Origin of the sequence: Stenotrophomonas sp. BIO128-Bstrain (assembly GCF_030128875.1) — a bacterium.
GTDB classification, from domain to species: domain Bacteria; phylum Pseudomonadota; class Gammaproteobacteria; order Xanthomonadales; family Xanthomonadaceae; genus Stenotrophomonas; species Stenotrophomonas bentonitica_A.
Genome location: NZ_CP124620.1, coordinates 1,676,441 through 1,700,109 on the forward strand (window position 1 = coordinate 1,676,441; position 23,669 = coordinate 1,700,109).

The 23,669-nt window shown below is 66.6% G+C and carries 20 protein-coding genes; 9 read left to right on the forward strand and 11 right to left on the reverse strand.

Annotated elements, in window-relative coordinates; genetic code table 11:
- Positions 1–55: 55 nt before the first annotated feature.
- A complete protein-coding gene (locus tag POS15_RS07430; RefSeq protein ID WP_237740328.1) occupies positions 56–616 on the reverse strand; it encodes a TetR/AcrR family transcriptional regulator in 561 nt (186 codons plus the stop codon).
- A gap of 119 nt (positions 617–735) precedes the next feature.
- Between POS15_RS07430 and POS15_RS07435 the strand changes: the two genes are divergently transcribed.
- The gene (locus POS15_RS07435) at positions 736–1,329 is read left to right on the forward strand and encodes an NAD(P)H-dependent oxidoreductase (RefSeq protein ID WP_019184744.1); all 594 of its coding nucleotides are present in this window, start codon (positions 736–738) and stop codon (positions 1,327–1,329) included.
- Between the two features lie 68 nt (positions 1,330–1,397).
- The gene (locus POS15_RS07440; RefSeq protein WP_284129309.1) at positions 1,398–3,677 is read left to right on the forward strand and encodes a glycoside hydrolase; all 2,280 of its coding nucleotides are present in this window, start codon (positions 1,398–1,400) and stop codon (positions 3,675–3,677) included.
- Positions 3,678–3,764: 87 nt separating this feature from the next.
- On the opposite strand, the gene POS15_RS07445 is transcribed toward POS15_RS07440, so the two are convergent.
- Together POS15_RS07445 and POS15_RS07450 are read right to left on the reverse strand one after the other, a co-directional pair.
- Positions 3,765–5,210 (reverse strand): amidohydrolase family protein, encoded by a 1,446-nt coding sequence (locus POS15_RS07445; protein ID WP_046272439.1) that lies wholly within the window; start codon positions 5,208–5,210, stop codon positions 3,765–3,767.
- A gap of 111 nt (positions 5,211–5,321) precedes the next feature.
- Positions 5,322–5,927 carry a glutathione S-transferase family protein gene (locus POS15_RS07450; protein ID WP_046272474.1) on the reverse strand — a complete coding sequence of 202 codons (606 nt, stop codon included), beginning with the start codon at positions 5,925–5,927 and terminating at the stop codon, positions 5,322–5,324.
- Between the two features lie 114 nt (positions 5,928–6,041).
- Here POS15_RS07450 and POS15_RS07455 point away from each other — a divergent pair, with 114 nt between their 5' ends.
- Together POS15_RS07455 and POS15_RS07460 are read left to right on the forward strand one after the other, a co-directional pair.
- Positions 6,042–7,037 (forward strand): YafY family protein, encoded by a 996-nt coding sequence (locus POS15_RS07455; protein ID WP_046272440.1) that lies wholly within the window; start codon positions 6,042–6,044, stop codon positions 7,035–7,037.
- 51 nt (positions 7,038–7,088) lie between these two features.
- Positions 7,089–7,991: a LysR family transcriptional regulator gene (locus POS15_RS07460; protein WP_046272475.1), complete on the forward strand. Its 903-nt coding sequence runs from the start codon at positions 7,089–7,091 to the stop codon at positions 7,989–7,991.
- 75 nt (positions 7,992–8,066) lie between these two features.
- Here POS15_RS07460 and POS15_RS07465 read toward each other — a convergent pair whose 3' ends face one another.
- From POS15_RS07465 to POS15_RS07490, 6 genes are all read right to left on the reverse strand, one after another.
- Positions 8,067–8,339 (reverse strand): hypothetical protein, encoded by a 273-nt coding sequence (locus POS15_RS07465; protein ID WP_019184750.1) that lies wholly within the window; start codon positions 8,337–8,339, stop codon positions 8,067–8,069.
- 95 nt (positions 8,340–8,434) lie between these two features.
- Positions 8,435–8,833, reverse strand: coding sequence for a fluoride efflux transporter CrcB (crcB, locus tag POS15_RS07470; RefSeq protein ID WP_019184751.1), 399 nt, complete (start codon positions 8,831–8,833; stop codon positions 8,435–8,437).
- The gene (locus tag POS15_RS07475; RefSeq protein WP_235318852.1) at positions 8,833–10,134 is read right to left on the reverse strand and encodes a replication-associated recombination protein A; all 1,302 of its coding nucleotides are present in this window, start codon (positions 10,132–10,134) and stop codon (positions 8,833–8,835) included. Before POS15_RS07475 ends, crcB begins: the two co-directional genes overlap by 1 nt.
- Before the next feature lie 127 nt (positions 10,135–10,261).
- Positions 10,262–10,900 carry an outer membrane lipoprotein chaperone LolA gene (gene lolA, locus POS15_RS07480; RefSeq protein WP_019184753.1) on the reverse strand — a complete coding sequence of 213 codons (639 nt, stop codon included), beginning with the start codon at positions 10,898–10,900 and terminating at the stop codon, positions 10,262–10,264.
- Between the two features lie 107 nt (positions 10,901–11,007).
- Complete coding sequence (locus POS15_RS07485; RefSeq protein ID WP_284129310.1) at positions 11,008–12,975, reverse strand: DUF3857 domain-containing transglutaminase family protein; 1,968 nt, start codon at positions 12,973–12,975, stop codon at positions 11,008–11,010.
- Between the two features lie 80 nt (positions 12,976–13,055).
- Positions 13,056–15,413 carry a DNA translocase FtsK gene (locus POS15_RS07490; RefSeq protein WP_046272445.1) on the reverse strand — a complete coding sequence of 786 codons (2,358 nt, stop codon included), beginning with the start codon at positions 15,411–15,413 and terminating at the stop codon, positions 13,056–13,058.
- Positions 15,414–15,669: 256 nt separating this feature from the next.
- On the opposite strand from POS15_RS07490, the gene trxB reads away from it, so the two are divergent.
- On the forward strand, positions 15,670–16,632 hold the full coding sequence (trxB, locus tag POS15_RS07495; protein WP_046272446.1) for a thioredoxin-disulfide reductase: 963 nt from the start codon (positions 15,670–15,672) through the stop codon (positions 16,630–16,632).
- Positions 16,633–16,804: 172 nt separating this feature from the next.
- Positions 16,805–17,929: a GNAT family N-acetyltransferase gene (locus POS15_RS07500; RefSeq protein WP_284129311.1), complete on the forward strand. Its 1,125-nt coding sequence runs from the start codon at positions 16,805–16,807 to the stop codon at positions 17,927–17,929.
- Between the two features lie 21 nt (positions 17,930–17,950).
- On the opposite strand, the gene POS15_RS07505 is transcribed toward POS15_RS07500, so the two are convergent.
- Positions 17,951–19,222, reverse strand: a complete 1,272-nt coding sequence (locus POS15_RS07505; protein ID WP_284129313.1) for a hypothetical protein — start codon at positions 19,220–19,222, stop codon at positions 17,951–17,953.
- A gap of 129 nt (positions 19,223–19,351) precedes the next feature.
- Here POS15_RS07505 and aat point away from each other — a divergent pair, with 129 nt between their 5' ends.
- From aat to POS15_RS07520, 3 genes are all read left to right on the forward strand, one after another.
- Positions 19,352–20,101, forward strand: coding sequence for a leucyl/phenylalanyl-tRNA--protein transferase (aat, locus tag POS15_RS07510; protein WP_284129314.1), 750 nt, complete (start codon positions 19,352–19,354; stop codon positions 20,099–20,101).
- 86 nt (positions 20,102–20,187) lie between these two features.
- Entirely contained in the window at positions 20,188–20,406 is a 219-nt protein-coding gene (gene infA, locus POS15_RS07515; RefSeq protein ID WP_005409596.1) for a translation initiation factor IF-1, read from the forward strand.
- Positions 20,407–20,618: 212 nt separating this feature from the next.
- Positions 20,619–20,987, forward strand: a complete 369-nt coding sequence (locus tag POS15_RS07520; RefSeq protein WP_037553682.1) for a hypothetical protein — start codon at positions 20,619–20,621, stop codon at positions 20,985–20,987.
- A 95-nt stretch (positions 20,988–21,082) separates the two neighbouring features.
- On the opposite strand, the gene clpA is transcribed toward POS15_RS07520, so the two are convergent.
- Positions 21,083–23,362: an ATP-dependent Clp protease ATP-binding subunit ClpA gene (clpA, locus tag POS15_RS07525; protein ID WP_284129326.1), complete on the reverse strand. Its 2,280-nt coding sequence runs from the start codon at positions 23,360–23,362 to the stop codon at positions 21,083–21,085.
- Between the last annotated feature and the right edge of the window lie 307 nt (positions 23,363–23,669).

The following is a 23,669-nucleotide window of genomic DNA, read 5'->3' on the forward strand; positions in this document are numbered from 1 at the left end:
TACGCGTCCGGCCATCGCTCACTCGCACGCCATGGCCCCGCACCGCGCAAAGCGCTCAGCTACGCGTCACCATCGCGGCGATCGTCGCCGCCAGCTCCTGCACGGCCTGCTGCGCGGTGATATCGCCCGTGGTGGCGGCATAGGAGAGCCCTTCGGCCGCGCCCAGCATGCCCCACAATCCCGCCTGGGCCAGCACGCCCGAGGGTGCGAACGGTGACAGCAGCGCGCGGCACTGCTCGAGAAACACGACGTCGTACTCGCGCTTGATCCGTGCCAGTTCGGGCGAACCGGCCAACGCCGCGATCACGCCGGGAATCTCACGCCCCTGCTTCATGACGCAGGCGACGTAGGCATCGGCAATGACCTGCGCCTTCTCGGCGAGCGTCGGACCGCTGCCTGCAAAGCGTGCTTCCATCACCACACCCTGGCGCGCATCGAAATCCTGGTACAGCGCCGCGAGCAGACCGGCCCGCGTACCGAAATGGTCATACACCACCGGCTTGGTCACCCCGGCCTGCTCGGCCAGCCGCCCCAGGGTCAGCGCGTCGGTGCCTTCCTCGCGCACCAGCCGCCACGCTTCCTCCAGCAACTGGCGCAGGCGATCGTCGCGGGTCATGCGGCGGCGAGGCGCCACCGGAACGGCAGAGTCGAGCGGGCTTGACATCGCTATATACCAATCGTAACTTACAATTCGTAACTTACCGAAAGTATACAACCTCCTCCCCTTGGACGCCCATGCACACCCTGATCGTCACCTCCCACCCCCATCCCGACGCCCTGACCCAGGCCGTCGCCCGCCGCATCGCGGACGGTCTATCCACCGCCCCCGGCGCGACCGTGGAACTGGCCGACCTCCATGCCGAGGGCTTCGACCCCCGCTACACCCGGCACGACCTGGACGGCCACCACCGCCTGAGCGCGTTCCCGGCCGATGTACTGGCCGAACAGGCCCGCCTGGACCGCGCCGACGCACTCGTGCTGGTGTTTCCCGTTTACTGGTGGAGCATGCCGGCGCTGATGAAGGGCTGGATCGACCGCGTCTTCACGGGCGGCTGGGCCTATGACGACAGCAGCGGCCAGGGCGTGCTCAAGAAACTGGGGCACCTGTCCGTCCATCTGGTCGGCCTGGGGGGCGCCGATGCGCGCACCTGGCACAAGCGCGGCTACACCGAGGCTATGAAGACCCAGATCGACACCGGCATCTTCGATTACTGCGGCGCGCCGGTGCTCTCGTCCACGCTGCTGCTGGAGACCGACACGGGTGATGCTCAGGCCCACCTGCACAGTGCGTTCGCGCTCGGCGAGCGGATCGCGACGGCAGCGCGGTGAGCGGAGAAGACAGCACGCGATGCGACGAGGCTGAAGCACCGACACGAGCATGACGCGCCGCACGCTTCATGAATCGCGACAGCACCCCGCGCATCAACTGTGACGTGCGGCAGGCGCCGGCGACCGCCGGCGCTTTACTCTCCGGCGACCGCCTCGCCCCGCACGCCACCTTCGCCGGACCCTGCATGAAGTACTTCCTTGTTCTGTTGCTGTTGCTGCCCGCAACGCAAAGCCACGCCCTGACCTTGACCAACCCGGCGTGGCGCGTCGAGATCGATTCTGCAACGCTGGCGGTGACCGCCACCCAGGCCGACGGCACCACCACCCGCATCTCTTCGGCGGGCGACGCCGGCACGGTGTCGGCGCTGAAGCAGACCGCCGCTACCGGTCGATGGCGATGGGGCGATGCAACGCAGGTACGGGCCGAACTGGTCGGCGATACGCTGCAGATGCACTTCAACCGGACCACCGAGGGCAGCGTGCACTGGCCGCGACTGCCCGCCGGTCCGCACGCCCTGTTGCTGCCGCTGCACGAGGGCTACTACCTTCCCGCCGATGACGCCGTCTGGCGGGATGAACTGCTTGATGCCTACGGCGAGATCAACACCACCGAAGACCTTACCCTGCCCGTGATCGGCCTGGCGTGGCCGGATCGCGTGCTGTCGATCCTGTTCGCGACACCGTTCAACAACACCGTTCACTTCAGCGCCGATGGGCCAGGCGTCGCGGTCGCCGCCGAGCACCACTTCAATGCGCTCAACGTGTCTGAGCCGTATACCGTCATCGTCAGCCTGGATGCGCCGGATTGGCTGGCGCCGGCCAAACGTTACCGGGCGTGGTTGCAGGCGCAGGGCGGCTTCGTGCCGCTGAAGGACAAACTCGCCGGATTGCCGGACGGTGAGAAGCTGATCGGTGCCAGCCACCTGTATCTGTGGGGTGACCGCCTGCTGGTGGAACAGGACGTGCGCGACTGGGCGACGCTGAAGGCGCTGCTGCCACGCGCGTGGATCCAGAAGGATGACGAGGCGTTGGAGGCGTTGGCGGCCGCACACAGCGGCCCCTATGTGCAACAGGTGTTGGTGGCCGCGATCAATGCCGCGCTGGCGGAACAGTTTCCCGGTGACACCGCCCAGGCCATGCAGCAACGCCGGCACCAGCTGGATGCCACGCTGGGCACGGCGCTGCAGCCCGAGGCGTTGCGGGGCGACAGCGCGTCGCCGCGGATGATCCGCGCCCTGCAGGCCGCGGGCCTGCCGCGCCTGTGGCTGGGACTGCCGGACTGGACGGCGGGCTGGGCGAGCCCGGGCGGCGTGGAAGCAGGCGTACAGGCCGGCTACCTGGTGGCGCCGTACGATTCCTATGACACCGCCCTGCCCGACGGCAACGACAATCCGTCCTGGCTGTCGGCCCAGCTCGGGCAGGACGCGTTCGAGCGCTGCGGAATCATGAAACCCGATGGCCAGCGGATCAAAGGGTTCCAGGGCAGCGGGGTGTATACCAACGCAGCCTGTATCCGGCCATTGATGGAACGTCGGGTGCGGGACCTGCGCGCCACCACGCCCTACAACAGCTGGTTCCTGGATGTCGCAGCGACCGGCATGCTGTTCGATGACAGCGACCCGGCCAAGCCCACCCCGCAGGCGCAGGATGCGGCCAACCGCAACGCGGCCCTCGCCTGGCTGGCCGATACCCAGGCACTGGTGGTCGGCTCGGAAGTCGGCTCGGCCGTGGTCAACCGGCATATCGTCTTCGCGCACGGCGCGCAGACCGCCGGGTTTGGCTGGCGCGATCCGCAGATGCGCCGCGAGCGCGACTCGCCGTACTACCTCGGGGCGTGGGCGCCGGAGCACCAGCCTGCCTTCTTCTTCAAACAGAGCCGGCTCAAGCCCCGCTACCAGCAGCTCTATTTCAACCCGGCCCGTCGCCTGCCCTTGCTGCAGGCGGCCTTCCACGACAGCGTGGTCAGCACCCATCACTGGACCCTGGACAGCCTCAAGTTCCGCGAGAGCCGCAGCACCACCGAGCTGCTGCAGCAGCTGTACAACGTACCACCCCTGCTTAACCTCAGCGTGGCGACCGCCCCGTCACGGATCGCCTACCTGCGCCAGCTGGACGCGTTCTTCCGTCCCGTGCATGAGCACTTGTTCGACCAGGCACTGACCGACTTCCGCTGGCGCGATGCCGCCGGGCAGGTGCAGCAGACCACATTTGCCGATGGCAGCGTGATCGTGGCGAATTTCTCCGATCAACCACGACAGGTGGATGGCCGTCCGCTTCCGGCGCGCAGCGCGACCGCCCGCCTGGCAGACGGCCGTACGCTGGAGTTCATTTCGCCGGCGGGGCCGTAGGCCGGCACGCCACCAGACCTCTGCGCCCGCGGACCTGCATCCTCCGGACGCGGGCGCGCCCACCGCTCCGGTGAGCGCGCCAAGGCGTCACTCCTTCGCCGCTTCCGCCTTCCACGCAGCGACCTTGGCCCTGGTCTGCGTCAACAGCGCATCCAGCGCCGTGCGGTCATAGCCCTGGCCGCGCAGCACGACGTACTGGATGCCGCGCGTGGCCTCGATATCCTCCAGTGGATTGCGCTCCAGCAACACCAGGTCGGCCGCCTTGCCGGGCGCCACCGCACCGTAACGATCCAGGGTGCCGAACCAGGCCGGCCCCGCGCGCGTGGCCGCGGACAGGGCCTGCGCCGGGGTCAGCCCTTCCTTGACGAACAGCGACAGCTCGTCATGCAGGCCGATACCGGGATAGTTGAACGAGTTGAGGAAGCCCGCATCGGTACCGGCCATGATCGTCACGCCGGCCTGCTGAAGCATCGGCAGCACCGCAGCGACCTGGTGGTACTCCTGGTGCCGCGCGTCGATCTGCGCCGGGGTCGCCTTCGACGCGCGCTCGACGCGCCAGGCGTAGGTGGCCTGCAGCTTCGGGCCGATGTAGGCCAGGTAGGGATCGTTGCGATGGTCGTCCTGGTCCAGGAAGTCCAGAATGCGCCCGCCATTGAGGGTCGGCGTCACGAACACGCCCTTGGCCGCGAAACCGCGATAGGCGGCCATGGCGGTGTCACGGTCGAAGCCCGCATCCAAGCGCGCGTTCGCCTGCGCGCGATCGATGCGCTTGGCGCCGAAGTCCGCGGCGATCGCGGCTTCATCCTTGACGCCCGCCTTGTAGGCGTAGTCCAGGTGTTCGATCGAGCTGATGCCCGCATCGACCGCCTGCTGCACGGTCAATGCCATCGGAATATGCCCGGATGCACGCAGACCGTTGGCGCGTGCACCGCGCACGGCCGCCAGGAACAGGTCCGGGGTCAGGGTGCTGTCGGTGATCTTGACGAAGTCGACGCGGTCGCGCTTCAAGCGCACGAACGCCGCATCCAGGTCCGCCTGCGAGCCGACTTCGATGGTGCCCTTCCAGACCGGCTTGATGCCTTCGATCTTGGCACCGGAGGTGAACAACTGCGGGCCGGCTAACCGGCCGCTGGCGATCTCGCCGCGCCACTGCAGCACCTGGTCGGGCAGATCGCCGGAAGCGTCGCGGATGGTGGTGATGCCATGGGCGATGTACAGCGGCAGCAGCGCCTTGTTCTCCTCAATGAGCTCCGGGCCGCCCCCGAAATGCACGTGCATGTCCCACAGGCCCGGGATCAGATAGTGCCCCTTGCCGTTGACCTCCTCGCGGGCCTTCCACGCCTTGCGCATCGCGCGATCACTGCCCATCGCCACGATGTCCTGGCCGCGTACCACGACGGTCTGGTCCGGCACGGTGGAGGCATGCTCCACATCGACCACGGTCGCATGCCGGATCATCAGGTCGGCCTGCTCGGCCGCGAATGCGGAAGGGGCCAGTGCAAGCAGCACCGGAAGGGCAAGACGCAGGGACATGGGCAGTGCACCGGAAAATGGAGAACCGGGCCACCTTACGGTCGGGCCCGGTCCATTCACCAGTTAAATTTTGGAATGCGCGTCATGCACATTCCAGATGAGCATGCTGCTTCACATCTCGCCCTGCATCGCCGGCCGTGCCTGCAGCTGCGCCAGCCACGCCGCCACGGCCGGGTGCGCGTCCACGGCAGCGCCCACGAAGGTCCCGTAGCCGACCACCTGGCCCACCACGAGATCCGCCAGCGAGTAGGCCTCACCCAACATCCATGGCTGCTGCGACAGGCGCGCCTCCAGCACGTCCAGCAGTTCATTGGCCGCGCGGATGCCGGCTGCGGCATGGTCGGCATGGCGCAGCGCATCGTCCGTGGTGGCCAGCCACACACGCCCGATCACCGCGCCATAGGTGACATATGCCCACGTGCACCACGACATCGCCTCCAGCCGCGCCGGTGTGCCGTCCTGCGGCCAGAGCCCCTTGGCCACGCCGTAGTGCTCGCCCAGCCACAGGTGGATCGCCAGGGCTTCGAACATCGGCGTGCCATCCACCACCAGGCACGGCACCTTGCCGTTGGGATTGATGGCCAGGTAGTCGGCCGTGCGCTGCTCGCCGGCGCGGATGTCGATCCTGACCCGCTCATGAGGGACGGCCAGTTCGGCCAGGGCGCAGGCGATCGGGGTGGCGCTGGACATCGGGTGCCAATAGAAGACGAGGGACATCTGGAACTCCTTGAGGGTGGTCAGGGGTGCGACCAAAGCGGTCCTGCACCGTGGCCTCAAGGCTAGCTACCCTTGCGGACAGAACCCGCCCGCAATGGCTGCTACGCTTTCCTGATGCTGACCGCCTCCGCCCGCCTGCTGAGCCTGCTGTCCCTGCTGCAATCGCGCCCGCATTGGGGCGGCGGCATGCTGGCCGAGCGCATGGGCATCCATCCACGCACGCTCCGCCGCGACATCGACCGGCTGCGCCAGCTGGGCTACCCCATCCACGCCAGCACCGGTGTCGCCGGCGGCTACGCCTTCCGCCCGGGCCGGGCCCTGCCACCGCTGCTGCTGGACGACGATGAAGCGCTGGCGGCCGCAATCGCGCTGCGCACGGCGGTGACCGGCACCATCAGCGGGATCGAGCAGACCGCGATCACCGCGCTGGTCAAGATTGAACAGGCGATGCCACCGCGCCTGCGGCCCCGTCTGGAGGCACTGCGCTCAGCGATCCTGCCCACCGATCAGATCGGACCGTTGGTCGATGCCGGTCGGCTGACCGCCCTGGCCGCAGCCTGCCGCGACCAACTGCAACTGGCCTTCGAGTACATCGACCGCACAGGTCAGCCGAGTTCTCGCCAGGTGGAGCCACAAGGCGTGGTGCACACCGATCGGCGCTGGTATCTGGTTGCCTGGGACCCCGCACGCGTCGACTGGCGCACCTTCCGCATCGACCGGATCACCAGTACGCCCGTGGTGGGCGCGCATTTCGCGCCGCGCGCCGGGCCCGGCGACGGCGACCTGCGCCAGTGGGTGGCCCGCTCGCTCTCGCTCGGGCAGTACCCCGATGAGGCGCGGATCATCCTGCACGCACCCCTGGCTGCCCTGCGCCAGCGCATCCCTGCGTCGGCCGGGGTGCTCGAGGGTGTGGATGACCAGCGCTGCCTGCTGCGCTGTGGCGCCAACCCAACGGGCTCGGTGATCTATTGGCTGCTGGCCATGGACCTGGAGTTCGAGGTGCTGGGGCCACCCGCACTGATCGACCGGCTACGCGCGGCTGGCGAGCGGGTGGCACGCAGCCTGACCCCAGGCGTCGCCGACGCCGTGCCGACGCCCGCGGACGCGTAGCCACCGGGCATGGCCATGGCGGCCGTGGTCATTGCGCTTCACAATGGCGCCATGACTGCCAGTGAAAAACCGAATCGGGCCCTGTTCGACCTGGACCTGTTGCGCGCCATGGTGATGGTGGCCGATTGCGCCAGCTTCACCACGGCGGCCGCCCGCCTGCATTCCACCCAATCCACCATCAGCCAGAAGATCCGCCGGCTGGAGGAAATGGCCGGCCATCCGCTGCTGGTGCGCGGCAACCGTGATGTGCATCCTACCGATGCCGGCGAGATCGTCCTGGGTCACGCGCGCCAACTGCTGGCGCTCAACGACCAGCTGCTGGAGGCCCTGGCCGGCACCACCGTGGCCGTCACCGTGCGGCTGGGCGTACCGGAGGACTTCGTCAGCGCCGCGACCACCCAGCTGCTTGGCGGCTTCAACCGCGAACATCCCCAGGTGAAGCTGGAGGTCACCAGCGGCCTCAGCCGCGACCTGGCCCACGGCTACGATCATGGCGAACTCGACCTGATCCTGGTCAAGCAGCGTCGCAACAGCCGCGCCGCGGTGGCCTGCTGGCCCGAGACCATGGTCTGGATCGACAGTGCCCGCAATGGCTGCATCGGCCTGGATCCGGTGCCCCTGGTCACCTTTCCGCCGCGCGGACTCTACCGCGATGACATCATCGACGCGATCGAAGCGCTCGGGCGTCGCTGGCGGATCAGCTTCACCAGTTCCAGTCTGAGCGGGATCCAGGGCGCGGTGGCCGATGGCATGGGCATCAGCCTGCTGCCGGCGCGTGCCTTGAGCCGCGAGCACACCGTGCTGGGTGTCGAGCAGGGTCTGCCACCGATCGATACGTTCGAAATCGCCCTGCTCCATCGCGCCACCGCCGACCCGCTGGTCAAGATGCTGGCGATGCGCCTTGGCGAACTCCTCAACCACGAGCGCGCCAGCAACAACGTCACGCCGGCCTGAGCACGCAGTCGATCCGGATCACGCACCAGTGGATCGACCACGACGTCAGGCTGTATCGCCAGTGGCAGGCTGTCCTTACTTGAGCTGCAGCGGGTAGCGCTGCCAGAGCACGTGCACCAGGAACCCGGTCAGTTCCGGGTCCTTGCTGGTGATCGAGGCGCGGATCTTGTCCAGCAGCACCATGTCGCTGCAGTTGCGCACATCGGCGTGGCCGGCCTGGCCGGCGCGGCGGGCCCGGTAGCGGGCGGCGCGCTGTGCATCGGTCATCGCGTAGCCGAAGGTGGGCGGACGGCCGCGCTTGCGCGGCAGCGTCAGTTCCAGTGTTCCGGGGTCTTGTTCATCGCGCATGACGGACGAGGATGCAAACGGGGGCGCGCACCATATCGTGAGACATCACTTTAATCCAGCGTTTTCCGTGGATTTCTGCATTTGCGACGCAAGCGTCAGCGCCACGCCTCTGCAACACGCGCGCCCGCCCACACCAGCAGCATCCCGCCGACGAGGCTCACGCCAAGATACAGCGGCACCATCACGCTGCGATCGGTGCGGGTAAACACCAGCGATTCGAGCATCATCGAGGAGAACGTGGTCAATCCGCCCACGATCCCGACGATCAGGAACGCGCGCCAGTACAGCGCCGCCGTGCCACGACTCTGCAGCCAGATCATCACGTAACCGGCGACGAACGCACCGGCCAGGTTCACCGTCAGCGTGCCCCACGGAAAGCCATTGCCGAACTGGCGCAGCATCGCATCGCCCACCATGAAGCGCAGCGCAGCGCCCAGTGCGCCGCCGGCCATCACCAGGCCCAGCTGCTGCCACCAGACGCCGATGCCGTCCATCAGTCGCTGCCCTTCTCCGCACGGGCCTGTTCGCGCGCGGCACGCAGGCGGTCCAGCTTTTCCTTCAGCTTGATCTCCAGCCCGCGCGGCACCGGCTCGTAATACACGCGCTCGCCCATCGCATCGGGGAAGCCGGTCTGGTCCAGCGCGATCCCGCCATCGGCATCATGGTCGTACTGGTAGGTCTTGCCGTAACCCAGCTCTTTCATCAGCTTGGTTGGCGCGTTGCGCAGGTGCAACGGCACCTCCTGGGTGCCGGTCTCGCGCACTTCCTGTTTGGCCTTGTTGAACGCGGCATACCCGGCGTTCGATTTGGCGGTGCTGGCCAGGTACAGGACCAGCTGTGCGAAGGCGAGCTCGCCTTCCGGACTGCCCAGGCGCTCATAGATATCCCACGCCTCCAGCGCCATCGACTGCGCCCGCGGATCGGCCAGGCCGATATCCTCGATGGCCATGCGGGTCAGCCGCCGGGCCAGGTAGGACGGATCACAGCCGCCGTCGAGCATCCGGGTCAGCCAGTACAGCGCGGCATCCGGGTTGGAGCTGCGCACGGACTTGTGCAGTGCCGAAATCTGGTCGTAGAACTGCTCGCCGCCCTTGTCGAAGCGACGGGTGCGGTCGGCCAGCACCTGCACCAGCATTTCCGGGCTGATCCGCCCGCCATCGCCGCTGGCCAGTTCGGCCGCGATTTCCAGCAGGGTCAGCCCACGCCGCACATCGCCATCGGCGGCGGTCGCGATCTCCAGCAGCGCCTCGGGGGCGACCTGCAGATGCTCCGCGCCCAGGCCGCGCCCGGTGTCGTGCAGCGCCCGCTCCAGCGCCTCGACGATGTCGCTTGGCGAGACCGACTCCAGCACGTGCACGCGGCAGCGCGAGAGCAGCGCCGAGTTCAGTTCGAAGGACGGATTTTCGGTGGTGGCGCCAACGAACACGATGGTGCCGCGCTCGATGTGCGGCAGGAACGCATCCTGCTGGGCTTTGTTGAAGCGGTGCACCTCGTCCACGAACAGCACCGTGCGCCGGCCTTCGGCGAAGCGCTGTGCAGCCTCGGCCAATACCTGGCGTACCTCGGGCAGACCGGACAGTACGGCGGAGATCGCGCGGAACTCGGCGTCGGCGTAGTGCGCCAGCAGCAGCGAAAGCGTGGTCTTGCCGCAGCCCGGGGGGCCCCACAGGATCATCGAGTGCACATGGCCGGACTCGACCGCGCGGCGCAGTGCGCTGCCCGGGGCGAGCAGGCGCTTCTGCCCCACCATCTCATCCAGCGTCTGCGGACGCATCCGCTCGGCGAGCGGACGCATGTTGTCCCGATCCACGGTCAGCAGATCGGGCCCATTGAAAGTCGTTCGGTTTCTGGCCACGTGCCTAGTGTATCGCGGCGGATTGCAGGGTAGATGCCGGCCAGCGGCCCGGCCGGCATCTACACCGTCATTCGCCGATGACGTCCACGCCCTTGGCCGGGGTGAAGCTGAAGGTGCCGGAGGCAAAGCTCGGGTTGCGCTTCCAGCCGGTGAAGCTGATCACCGTGCGCTGGCCGACCGCGTCCACCACTTCCATGCGTGCCAGGCCCTGGGCATTGAAGCCCAGCGCGGCGTACTGGAACGCGGTATCGGTTTCGCGCTTGGGGCTCAGCGCCAGCCACTGCAGGCCATCGCGCACGGCCGCCTCTTCGCTGACGTCGTACTGCTTGTCCAGCAGGGCCGGATTGATCAGTGCGGTCAGCGGGCTGTTCTGCTCTTCCTGGCCCTGCGGGCGCACGCTGGCCTGCTCCAGGTCGGGCTCGTAGACCCACACCTTCTTGCCATCGGCCACGATCAGCTGCTCGTGCGGCTTGATGTATTCCCAGCGGAACAGGCGCGGTGCGGACAACGCGACGCGGCCACTGGTGGTTTCCTTGACCTTGCCCTTGCTGTCGAACACCTGCTGGCTGAACTGCCCATCCAGCCCCTTCAGGCCCTGGGTGAAGCGATTGAGCTCATCACGGGCGCCGGCCCAGGCCGACGCCGACCCGACACTGGCGACAACCAGGGTGGCAGCAAGCAGGGAGCGGCGGAAGGTGGTGTGCATGCGAGGTATCCAGGCGAATGGGAAGGATGGAAGGCAGTGTGCCCATTCAATCCTGAATGGGCGATCAGGGGCGCATTATGCGCTGGAAACGGGTGTACCGAGCATCCTCAAGGCCCGGCCTGCACCGTCTTCAGATCGCCGTACACCACCTGCCCGCGGAAGCCGCGCCGGACCTGCTGGTACAGCTCGCGGAACGCCGCGTAGTCCTGCGGCTGGCAGAGCGCGTCCGCCCCGCGCACGGCGCGTTGATGCAGCCGGTGACGCGCGGTGACCACCTGCCCTTCGCGCGTCCACTCCACCGTGTACTGCCCACCCGCATTGTCGAACTGCTGGCTGCGCGGAATCGCCACGATCGGCACGCTGGCCGGGAAGGTCAGCCGATAGCGCTCCTCGCGCAGACTGTCGTTGCAGTAGAACGGCGTAGCGTTGTCCGGCGCCGAGGTGCTGGCGTACAGGTCACGGAACGACTCACCGCCCGGCGCATCGGGCAGCACCATGCCGCCGAGAACCGCGAAATCGACGTAGTCGCTGGCCTGGAAGTCGTAGCGGAAGTTGAACGGACGGGTCAGGTCCTGCGGATCCCCGAGCAGGGTGAGCGCGCCACTGCCATCGAAACCGGAGGCGGCCATGATCGATTCTTCCGCCCGCGCCCGGTTCTGTGCGTTGAGCCGTGCGAAGGCGGCCCGCATGCCGATCTCGGCCACGCCGCTGGGCTGCTGCAGGGTCTGGCCGACCAGGTTTCCAGCCGCGTCGAAGCGGAAATCAACTTCCAGCCCGGTGCCGTTGCGGCTGGCATCGTTGGCGGGGGTGCGCGCCACCACGGCCTGGCGGGTGTGCAGCACCGGTGCGCCGAGATCAGCGTCGGGCAGCTGGCCGAAGCGCGCATAGGACGTGGTCGAGTCCAGATACAGGTCGAACTCGGGGAGATAGGTGATCGCGTGGTTGAAGCGGCCCAGCAGCGGAATGGTCGGCAGGGTCGGCCCGCCACCGGCGCCGATCAGCACCGGGGTGCTCTGGATGCCCCGTGCAGCCAGCAGCGCCTCCAGGATCACCACATGGTCTTTGCAGTCGCCATAGTGATTGTCGAGGATGCTCTGCGCCGGGTTCGGCTCCAGCCCACCGTTGCCCAGGTAGACCGCCACGTAGCGGATGTTCTGGGCGACCCAGCGGTACAGCACGGCGGCCTGCTCGCGCCGGTCGGTGATGCCACGGGTGAGCTGGTCCGCCAGCGCCTGGATCTGCGGGGTGACCGCGGCCGCCTCGCCACCCTTGAGCTGATAGGCCTGTGCCACCTGCGACCAGTCACGATACGTGCTGGCCATGATGCCCGGGCTGTATTCCCAGGCGGCAGCGGACCAGTTCTGTGCCTTGAGCGGCTCACTGCGGCGGTAGGTCCACTCCCACTGCGCCTGGCCATTGCGGATCCGGGGCTTCTCACTGCCACGCACGCCCCGCTGCTCCACCTGCATCGGCAGGCTGGCCGGGGCGGTGAGGGTCACGCGCGCATCGTCGTACGGCGTGAACACGCTGAAGGTTTCCCACAGACCGAAGTAACCGGGGAAGTAAGGCGTGTTCTGGGTCCGGCGGGTCTGGTAGACCACGCGCGTGCCCGGCGCCAGGTTCGGAAACACCACCACCCGCACCTTGCGGTCGGCATACATCGCTGCGGCAGCGCTGGAGTAGCTTTCCTGCGTGTAGATGCGGTCGGCGGGCACGTCGCGGCGCTGGCCATCGGCGGTCAGGGTATAGGCCTGCAGCACCTCCAGCGTTTCCATTTTCTCGCTGTAGCTCAGCCGCACCTGGCTGAACTGCTCGACCGCCGATTTGGTCTTGAGCAGGATCTCGTACTCTTCGGTCTGGGTGTTGCCCGCATCGGGGCGCACCACGTAGTCGGCGCGATAGCGCACGAAGCTGAAGTTGTTGCTGGCCTGCGCGTCAGTGCCCGCACCCTGCCCACCTGGCGCGACCGGTGCGGCAGCCGGGGGCGCAGCTTGGGCTTGGGCTTGGGCTTGGGCTTGCGCCACCACCGGCGCGATCAGCAGCGCACCTACCATCATCCAGCGCATCGGCTTCATTGCAGGTTCCTTGTGCGAAGCGGCCGGCGAGCACGTCGCCGGCCGGGTGCCGATCAATGACGGCCGGGCAGTACCCGACCTTACTTGGGCGGTGGCGGGGCCAGCACGCTGCGATCGCCATTGTGCTCCGGCGGGCTCACCACGCCGGCGGCCTCCATTGCTTCGATCAGGCGCGCGGCCCGGTTGTAACCGATCTTCAGCCGACGCTGCACGCCGGAGATCGACGCACGACGGGTTTCGGTGACGATGCGCAGGGCCTCGTCGTACAGCGGATCGGATTCGTCGCCGCCACCACCGCCTGCCTCGGGCAGGCCGCCGGGGCCGACCACCACGCCGTCGCCCATCATCTGCACCTCGTCCAGCACGCCGGTGATGTAGTCGGTCGGGCCGCTGGCCTTGAGGTGCTCGACCACGCGGTGCACTTCCTCATCGGAGACGAACGCGCCGTGCACGCGGTCCGGCAACGCCGTGCCCGGCGGCAGATACAGCATGTCGCCGTGGCCCAGCAGCGTTTCCGCGCCAGACTGGTCGAGGATGGTGCGTGAATCGATCTTCGAACTGACCTGGAAGCCGATGCGGGTCGGGATGTTGGCCTTGATCAGGCCGGTGATCACATCCACCGAGGGGCGCTGCGTGGCCAGGATCAGGTGGATGCCGGCCGCACGCGCCTTCTGCGCCAACCGCGCGATCAGCTCTTCGACCTTCTTGCCGACGATCATCATCATGTCGGCGAATTCGTCGATGAAGATGACGATGAACGGCAGCGTCTCCAGCGGACGCGGGGCCTCGCCGAGTTCCGGGTTGGGCTTGAACAGCGGGTCCATCATCGGCTGCCCGGCATCCTGGGCATCCTTGACCTTCTTGTTGAAGCCGGCCAGGTTGCGCACGCCCACCGCGCTCATCAGCTTGTAGCGGCGTTCCATCTCGGCCACGCACCAGCGCAGGCCGTTGGCGGCCTCCTTCATGTCGGTGACCACCGGCGCCAGCAGATGCGGGATGCCCTGGTAGACGCTCAGCTCGAGCATCTTCGGGTCGATCATCAGCATCCGCAGGTCTTTCGGCGAAGCCTTGTACAGCAGGCTCAGCACCATCGCATTGACCGCCACCGACTTGCCCGAGCCGGTGGTGCCGGCTACCAGCAGGTGGGGCATGCGCGCCAGGTCGGCCACGGTCGGGCGGCCGGCGATGTCCTTGCCCAGCGCCAGGGTCAGCACGCTGGCCGACTTGTCGTATTCCTTGGAGCGCAGCAGTTCGGAGAGGTAGATCATCTCGCGGGTGACGTTGGGGATCTCCAGACCCACCACCGATTTGCCCGGGATCACATCCACCACGCGCACCGACTTCACCGACAGGCCGCGCGCGATGTCCTTGTCCAGCGAACTGATCTGGCTGACCTTGATGCCCGGCGCGGGTTCGATCTCGAAGCGGGTGATCACCGGGCCGGGATAGGCTCCGACCACCTGCGCATCAATGCGGAAGTCCTTGAGCTTGAACTCGATCTGGCGCGAGAGCGTCTCCAGCGTGCCCTCGTCGTAGCCCTTGGGCTGCGGCTTGGGATCATCCAGCAGCGCCAGCGGCGGCACATCCGAGCCATCGCCATTGACCCCGCGGAACATGGGAATCTGGGTCTCGCGCTTGGCCCGGTCGCTTTTCTCCAGGACTGGCTCCGGGCGCGGCTCGATCTTGACCGGCTCGCGCTTGGCGCGGACCTCGGCGTCGACCTTGCGCACTTCCTGGCGCTCCTCGCGCATGGCGCGGGTCTGCTGCCACTCGGTGGCCTGCTCTTTCTTCTTGTTGAACAGCGGCGGCAACGCCAGCACCCAGTTGCCGATCTTCTCCATCACCACGAACCAGGAGATGCCCGTGGCCAGGGTGATCGACGCCAGCAGCAGCACCAGCACGAACAGATTCGCGCCCAAGGCGCCGAAACCGACGCTGAGCGAACTGCCCACCAGCTTGCCGAGGATGCCGCCGGCGTGGGCCACATCGGCGACGAACAGGCGCAGGTGCAGGAAGCCGGTACCGGCGATCAGGAAGCCGACCAGACCGACCAGGCGCAGGGCCGGATCCAGGTCATGCTCGCCCTTGGCCTCGCGCTTGAGGCCGAACATCGCGATCCACGCCAGTGCGCCCAGCACGATCGGCAGTACGAAGGCCATGTAGCCGAACAGCTGCAGCAGCACGTCGGCGATCCAGGCACCGGCGCGGCCACCCATGTTGTGGACCGGCGCGACCACGCTGCCGGTATGCGACCAGCCCGGGTCGGTGGCCGAATAGGTGAACAGACTGGCGACCAGATACAGCAGCGCCGGGGCGACCGCGATCAAGCCCAGGTCGCGCCACAGGCGCTGCCGGCGCGGGTTGTCCACGCTGGCCGGTTTGCGCGGCGCTGCCTTGCTGTCGGACGCCTTGGATCGTTCCGGGACCTGTTTCGCCACCTTAGACCACACCTTGGGAATGCACTGTTAGTGCTTGATAATAAACGACTGGACCCCACCCCGGTAGGTGCCGGCCGCTGGCCGGCACGGTCAGCGTCAAAACCCCGGCGCCGGAATGGGCGTCGTGCTGCGCGGGTCGCCGCGTTCCACTGCGCGCCTTGAATCGCCCCGCCCCTGCCGCCACTCTATGACTTCGCTCGGATGCCGCGCAATCACTGCGCCGGCACTCCCGCCCTACCTTCTATTGCGAGCTTACATGAGCAACTCCAAGCACTCCCGCCTGTTGATCCTTGGTTCCGGCCCGGCCGGCTGGACCGCCGCCGTCTACGCCGCGCGCGCCAACCTCAAGCCCGTCGTGATCACCGGCCTGCAGCAGGGCGGCCAGCTGATGACCACCACCGAGGTGGACAACTGGCCCGGGGATGCGCACGGCCTGATGGGCCCGGACCTGATGAGCCGCATGCAGGCGCATGCCGAGCGCTTCGAAACCGAGGTCATCTTCGACCACATCCACACCGCCGATGTTTCCCAGCGCCCGTTCAAGCTGATCGGTGACAGTGCCGAGTACACCTGCGATGCCCTGATCATCGCCACCGGCGCGACCGCCAAGTACCTGGGCATTCCCAGCGAAGAGGCCTTCAAGGGCCGCGGCGTGTCCGCCTGCGCCACCTGCGATGGCTTCTTCTACCGTGACCAGGACGTGGTCGTGGTCGGCGGCGGCAACACCGCCGTGGAAGAAGCCCTGTACCTGTCCAACATCGCCCGCAAGGTCTACCTGGTCCACCGCCGCGACACTCTCAAGGCGGAGAAGATCATGCAGGACAAGCTGTTCGCCAAGGTCGAAGCCGGCAAGATCGAGACCGTCTGGCACCACCAGGTCGATGAAGTGCTGGGCAACGAGGCCGGCGTGACCGGCGTGCGCGTCAAGTCCACCCTGGACGGCAGCACCCGCGACATCGATGCCCACGGCTTCTTCGTGGCCATCGGCCACCACCCGAACACCCAGCTGTTCGACGGCCAGCTGACCATGAACAACGGCTACCTGGACATCCGCTCGGGCCTGGGCGGCAACGCCACCCAGACCTCGGTGGAAGGCGTGTTCGCCGCGGGCGACGTGGCCGACCAGCACTACCGCCAGGCGATCACCTCGGCCGGCTTCGGCTGCATGGCCGCATTGGATGCCGAGCGTTATCTGGATGCGCAGGGCAAGGCCAGCTGAGGCTGGCTTCCATAGCGCCGAGGCATGATTGACCGGGAAGGCCGACGCGAAAGCGCCGGCCTTTTCCTTTCAGCAGTGCCAGGCGATGCCTGGCAAGCATGGCCATGGCCGCAACAAACTGGACCGGCTACGCACACCCAGCCCGCATCCCACCTGCCCTATCCTTTCCCCCATGCCCAGCGCCCGCTTCCTCGACTCCCTGCAGTCCGTTCCCGCCACCGACTGGGATGCCCTGCACGACGGCGGCAACCCATTCGTCAGCCACGCTTTCCTGTCCGGCCTGGAAACCTACGGTTGCCTGCGCGAGGACTGGGGTTGGCAGCCGCAGCATCTCACTCTGTGGGACGGCGATGCCTTGCTCGGCGCCATTCCCGGCTACCTGAAGACCAACTCGCATGGCGAGTTCGTGTTCGACCACGCCTGGGCCAATGCCTATGCGCGCCATGGCCGCGACTACTACCCGAAGTGGCTCGGTGCGGTGCCGTACTCGCCGGTGACTGGCCCGCGACTGCTGGCCCGTGATGCGTCGCAGCGCACTGCCCTGCTGACGGCACTGCGCGAACAGATGCCCGCACTCGCCGTGTCGTCAGCGCACATCAATTTCCACACGGCAGCTGACGAAACAGCCTTTGGCGACGACTGGCTGTTGCGCGAGGACATCCAGTTCCAGTGGCAGAACCCGGGCGACTGGAGCACGTTCGAGCAGTTCCTGGGCGCGATGAACCACAAGCACCGCAAGAACATCCGCCAGGAGAGGTCCAAGGTGAGCCGGCAAGGCATCACTTTCCGGGTGGTGCATGGCGACGAAGCCACCCGCGCCGATCTGCAGGCCATGTACCGCTTCTACCTGCAGACGTTCCTCGAGTACGGCAACGCGCCAGCGCTGACCGAGGCGTTCCTGCGCCATCTGGCAATTTCACTCGGGCGCGGGCTGGTGCTGTTCCTAGCCGAACAGGACGGTGAGCCGATCGCCGGCGCGCTGTGCCTGCGCGGCGGCGACACGTTGTACGGCCGCTATTGGGGCGGCGCTACCCTGCCCGGCCTGCACTTCGAGGCCTGCTACTACCAGGGCATCGAGTACTGCCTGCGCGAGGGCGTGGCCCGCTTCGAACCGGGTGCGCAGGGTGAGCACAAACTGGCGCGTGGTTTCCTGCCGACCATCGTGCGAAGCCGGCACTGGGTGGCCGATGCGGAGTTCGCCGAAGCGCTGCGCGACTGGTGCCGGCAGGAGCGGCGGGATGTGCGGCGGTACCAGCAGGAGCTGCAGGGGCATGGCCCGTTTCGTGCGGGTGTGTAGAGTCGAGCCTGCTCGTCTGAATCAGCTGTACTCGCTGTAATGCGCGCTGATCAGGCACTGATCGCACCAGAACGTATAGAGCATACCTCCGTTCATCCATGGCATCAGGGAGCCATCCGTCAGGGGGACGTGGGAGTCGAGCTGCATAACAAAGAACATGCTTCGATGGCAGTCGGGGCAGGAAAGATACATTCCGCTCTGTACCCACGAGGGCGCCCCGCCCACCCGACTATAGTTATGCCATCCTCCTGAATAGCTGACGGGCTCCCAGCGCGCACACGGCAATTCAACGAGTTCCACTTCCAGATCCAGCAGAACCGTGGAGGCATCAGGGACAATTCGCGGATCGAGCTCTTGCGATTCATGCGCATCAGGCCGGCCCTGTTCATCATGACGAAAGAACACGGGGTCTCCATGGCACCAGCCCGACTCTCCGGTATCCGGGCAAGCCAGGCACAATCCAAAGGTAACCAGCGGGATCGAGCAAGGGCCGACGAGACGGACGTCCAAATCCAGCAAACGCTGCAACGGGGCACCACAGATTCCACAGCGCCCTTCCAGACGCCCCCCCATACGCGCCGTTGTTCTTGACTTGCCCCCAGCCCATGTCGGATGCAGTCGCTGGAATCGACGCACCACGCTTCTGGAATCGGCCAACTGCACGCGCTGGATCTTCGCGCCGAACCGAAGGTGCAACCCCCTCCTGCCATGCAACGCGCGACCGGTCCGACTCTCTTTGCCGGCCCGCGCTTCAAGTTCGACAGTGCCCCAGGGCTCGTCAAGGGGGCCGCCCAGTTCATTTGCCGCCAGTTGAAGCTCAGCAATGCCACTGGCCTTCAGCGCATTCCTGGTCGGCCACTGTGCCAGCGGAGGCTTCGTCTTTGCTTCCCGAATCCAGCGGTATCCCGTCTCCGCAGGCAAGTGCTGCCAGACCAACCCTCCAATTTCTTCTGATTCAGAGAGTCGCAACACCGCATCCCAGTCATCGCGCAGCAGCCCAGGCGCGCTGCGGGCGGCCTGCAAGCAGACCTCGCTCACCAACCCATGACTGCTCCCTGCTTTGAACCTGCTCCAGGCAAATCGATAGACCTCACAGGCATCCTCATCCGGAAGTAGTTCGGAGGCCGCCACCAGCATCTCGCAACGCATCGTCTGGGCCTCCATCGCGTGGATCAACAGCAATGAGAGCGCGGCCGGATCACGCTCAAAGAGATCCAACATCGCCTCAAAGGCGGCATCCGAGCGCTGCGGCTGGCGGATCATTTCGAGCAGCGTATCTACGGTGACGGGCATGGCAGGCCGTGAGTTCGAAAGAGATGGACAGAGTGGCCGCCCGCGCTGGCAAATGGAATGCAATGAATCTCAAAGAATCGCCGGGAATGGCTCGGCGCTACCGGTGCGGCGCTGGCTACAATCCCCCACATGACCCGTCAGCTGCCCTGGCGCCTGGCCGATGCGCCGGATGCCCCGTTCCCGCCCGCCGAGACCGCCCTGCGCGATCCCGATGGCCTGCTCGCGCTCGGTGGCGACCTGCATCCGCTGCGCCTGCTCAACGCCTATGCCGGCGGCATCTTTCCGTGGTTCAGCGAAGGCGAGCCGATCCTGTGGTGGTCGCCGGACCCGCGGATGGTGTTCCGCACCGACGGCGTGCACCTGTCCAGCCGCTTCCGCCGCTCGCTGCGGCAGAGCACATGGACGCTGCGCGCCGACAGCTGCTTTGCGCAGGTGATCGATGCCTGCGCGGCCAGCCCGCGGCCGGGGCAGGACGGCACCTGGATCACCTGCGACATGCGCGATGCCTACATCGAACTGCACCGGCTGGGCTTCGCGCACTCGGTGGAGGTGTTCGATGGCGGACAACTGGTCGGCGGCATCTATGGCGTAGCGATCGGCCGGATGTTTTTTGGCGAGAGCATGTTCAGTGCGGCTACCGGCGGCTCCAAGGTTGCCCTGGCCGGATTGGCCCATCGGCTGGCCGGCTGGGGCTGGCCGCTGATCGACGCACAGGTCGAAAATGACCATCTGCTGCGCATGGGCGCCGAACACTGGCCACGCCAACGCTTCCTGGCCCTTGTCCGTGAACAGGTCCAACAGCCAGCTCCCGCAGGCGATTGGCGGGATTTGTTCGGGACGATGGCAGCGGCCGATCTGGCCACGCGGGCCTGGCCTTAACCAAAACTTTGCATCAAACGCCCGACGCGCGTAAAATGCCCGCTCTTCAGGCCAGCTCGGCCGGTTACAGAACTGCACAGGACTACATGTCGAAAGACGACTCCATCGAGTTCGAAGGCACCGTCAGCGAGACGCTGCCGAACACCACTTTCCGCGTACGACTGGAAAATGGGCATGAAATCATCGCCCACATCTCCGGCCGCATGCGCAAGAACTACATCCGCATCCTGACGGGCGACCGCGTCAAGGTCGAAATGACCCCGTACGACCTGACCAAGGGTCGCATCACCTACCGCATGAAATAAGCGGTCCGGGGGTTGTTCCCGCCAGAAGGCCAGCCAGGTGCTGGCCTTTTCGCGTGGGCGCCATTCAGCCATCGCCCCACCCCTGCCAAGCGTCACCCTGACCCTGTGCACCCTGACGTCGGTCAGGATGCCTTGATGCAGATTCGCCCTGGCGCGAAAACGCCCAGTGTGGCCCTCGATCCAATCCGGATCCCGACCCGATGGCCCCCGCCATGAAACGCCTGCCTTCCCTGCTCCTGCTTGCTGCCTGCCTGGCCACCGCTGCCTCGGTCCAGGCCGCCGAACCGGCCGCTGCCGGCGATTGCATCACCCTGTCCCCGGATCAGCAGCTGGTGCGCAATGGGGCCGACCGCGATGTACTGCTCCGCAACGGCGACCAGCACTACCTGGTCCGTTTCGAGCGCTCGTGCAGCAGCGCAGCCATGTCCCCGAAACTGGCCTTTGTCACTCCCGGCCGGGACGGCCAACTCTGTGGCGCAGGAGCCAGCAGGCTGCGCACGAACGGACAAAGCTGCACGATCAGTGCGGTCGAGCCGATCACCGCCGAAGAATTCACCCGCAAGGCACGCGCCCGCCAGTAACCGCACCGAAGGCGCCGCGCACCCAAAGAAAAGCCCCCTTGCGGGGGCTCTTCAATGACGGTGCAGGCATCTGCCGCCCGGCGTCTACCGCGCGGTCAGACCGTGGCCGGCAGCAGACGCTCCGGCTCGGCTTCGGTCTCGACGAACAGCTGGTCGTCGCGCACATCGATGCTGACCTTGCCACCGTTGACCAGCTTGCCGAACAGCAGTTCGTCGGCCAGCGGACGCTTGATCTTGTCCTGGATCACGCGCGCCATCGGGCGGGCACCCATCAGCGGATCGAAGCCATGGTGGGCCAGCCAATCGCGCGCCGTCGGCGTGGCCGACAGGCTGACGTGCTTTTCCTGCAGCAGCATTTCCAGCTCGATCAGGAACTTGTCCACCACGCGCAGGATGTGCTCGAAGCCCAGCGCCTGGAACTGCACGATCGCATCCAGACGGTTGCGGAACTCCGGCGTGAAACTCTTGCGGATTACTTCCATCGCGTCGGTGGCATGGTCCTGGCGGGTGAAGCCGATCGAACGCCGCGAGGCCTGGGCCGCGCCAGCATTGGTGGTCATCACCAGCACCACGTTCTTGAAGTTCGCCTCACGGCCGTTGGTATCGGTCAGCACACCGCGGTCCATGACCTGCAGCAGGATGTTGAAGATGTCCGGATGGGCTTTCTCCACCTCGTCCAGCAGCAGCACGCAGTGCGGGGTCTTGACGATCTTCTCGGTCAGCAGGCCGCCCTGGTCGAAGCCGACATAGCCCGGAGGGGCGCCGATCAGACGGCTGATCGAATGCGACTCCATGTACTCGCTCATGTCGAAGCGGACCAGCTCGATGCCCAGCTGCAGCGCGAGCTGCTTGGTCACCTCGGTCTTGCCTACGCCGGTCGGGCCGGAGAACAGGAAGTTGCCGATCGGCTTTTCCGGATTGGCCAGGCCCGAGCGGGCCAGCTTGATCGCCGAGGACAGCGTCTCGATGGCCGGGTCCTGGCCGAAGATCACCATCTTCAGGTTGCGCTCCAGATGCTGGAGCACGTCCTTGTCGGTGGCGCTGACCTGCTTGGCCGGGATCCGCGCCATCTTGGCGACGATGGTCTCGATCTCCTCGATGTCGATCAGCTCCTTGCGCTCGCCGTCCGGCAGCAGCCGCTGGCGGGCACCGGCCTCGTCGATCACGTCGATCGCCTTGTCCGGCAGCAGGCGGTCGTTGATGTGCTTGACCGACAGGTCCACGGCGGCCTGCAGCGCGTCATCGGCATAGGTCACGCCGTGGTGCGCTTCGTACTTGGGCTTGAGGCCCTGCAGGATCTCGTAGGTCTCGCCCACCGTCGGCTCGACGATGTCGATCTTCTGGAAGCGGCGGGCCAGCGCCCGGTCCTTCTCGAAGATGCCGCGGTATTCCTGGAAGGTGGTCGAGCCGATGCAGCGCAGCTCGCCCGAGGCCAGGGCCGGCTTGATCAGGTTGGAGGCGTCCATGGTGCCGCCCGAGGCCGAACCGGCACCGATGATGGTGTGGATCTCATCGATGAACAGCACCGCGTTGGGCAGCTTCTTCATCGCGGTCAGCACGCCCTTCAGGCGCTTTTCGAAATCACCGCGGTACTTGGTCCCGGCCACCAGCGCGCCCAGGTCCAGCGAGTAGATCACCGCATCGGCGAGCACATCCGGCACCGACCCTTCCACGATGCGCTTGGCCAGGCCTTCGGCAATGGCGGTCTTGCCCACACCGGCCTCGCCCACGTAAAGCGGATTGTTCTTGCGGCGGCGGCACAGGACCTGGATGGTGCGCTCGATCTCATCGGCACGGCCGACCAGCGGGTCGATCTTGCCGTTGCGGGCCTGGTCGTTGAGGTTGCTGGCGAACTCGGCCAGGGCATCGCCCTTGCCCTCGCCTTCGGCACCCTCGGCGCGGCCCTCGCCATCGGCGGCGGGCGGCACTTCGCCCTCCTCGCCCAGCTTGGCAATGCCATGGGAGAGGTAATTGACGATATCCAGCCGGGTCACGTCCTGCTGGTTGAGGTAGTACACGGCATGCGAGTCCTTCTCGCCGAAGATCGCGACCAGCACGTTGGCGCCAGTGACTTCTTTCTTGCCCGAGGACTGCACGTGGTAGACCGCGCGCTGCAGCACGCGCTGGAAGCCCAGGGTCGGCTGGGTATCGCGCCCATCATATTCGGACAGGCGCGAGACGGATGCCTCGATGGCCTGTTCCAGTTCCTGTCGCAGGCGCTCGGCGTCCGCACCGCAGGCCTTGAGGACGGCTTGGGCGGACGGGTTGTCGAGCAGTGCCAGCAGCAGGTGTTCCACCGTCATGAATTCATGCCGGGCCTCACGGGCGCGCTTGTAGCACTGTCCGATGGTGTGTTCGAGGTCTTTACTGAACATGATTAACTCCGGCGGCAGTTAGGAACAATATGCGGCCAACCTTCACGATTTCCATCACCCTAGCGGATCAGTGCGTTCAGACGGCGTTAGCACTCCGCCGATCGCACCAATCCATTGGACGGCCTCCATCATGCACGAACTTGCCGCCACGAAATGGCAGCTTCAACGTGATGGTGATGTCATCGTGACGCCACGCCGGGCCAGCGCTGGCCGGTGCAGCTGCCGGGCGGCAGCCTGGCGATGCTCAGGGTGGGTGCGGATGCCGGAGAACCGAATGGCTCCGGCTCGGCTGGGGCCGGCCGCACGG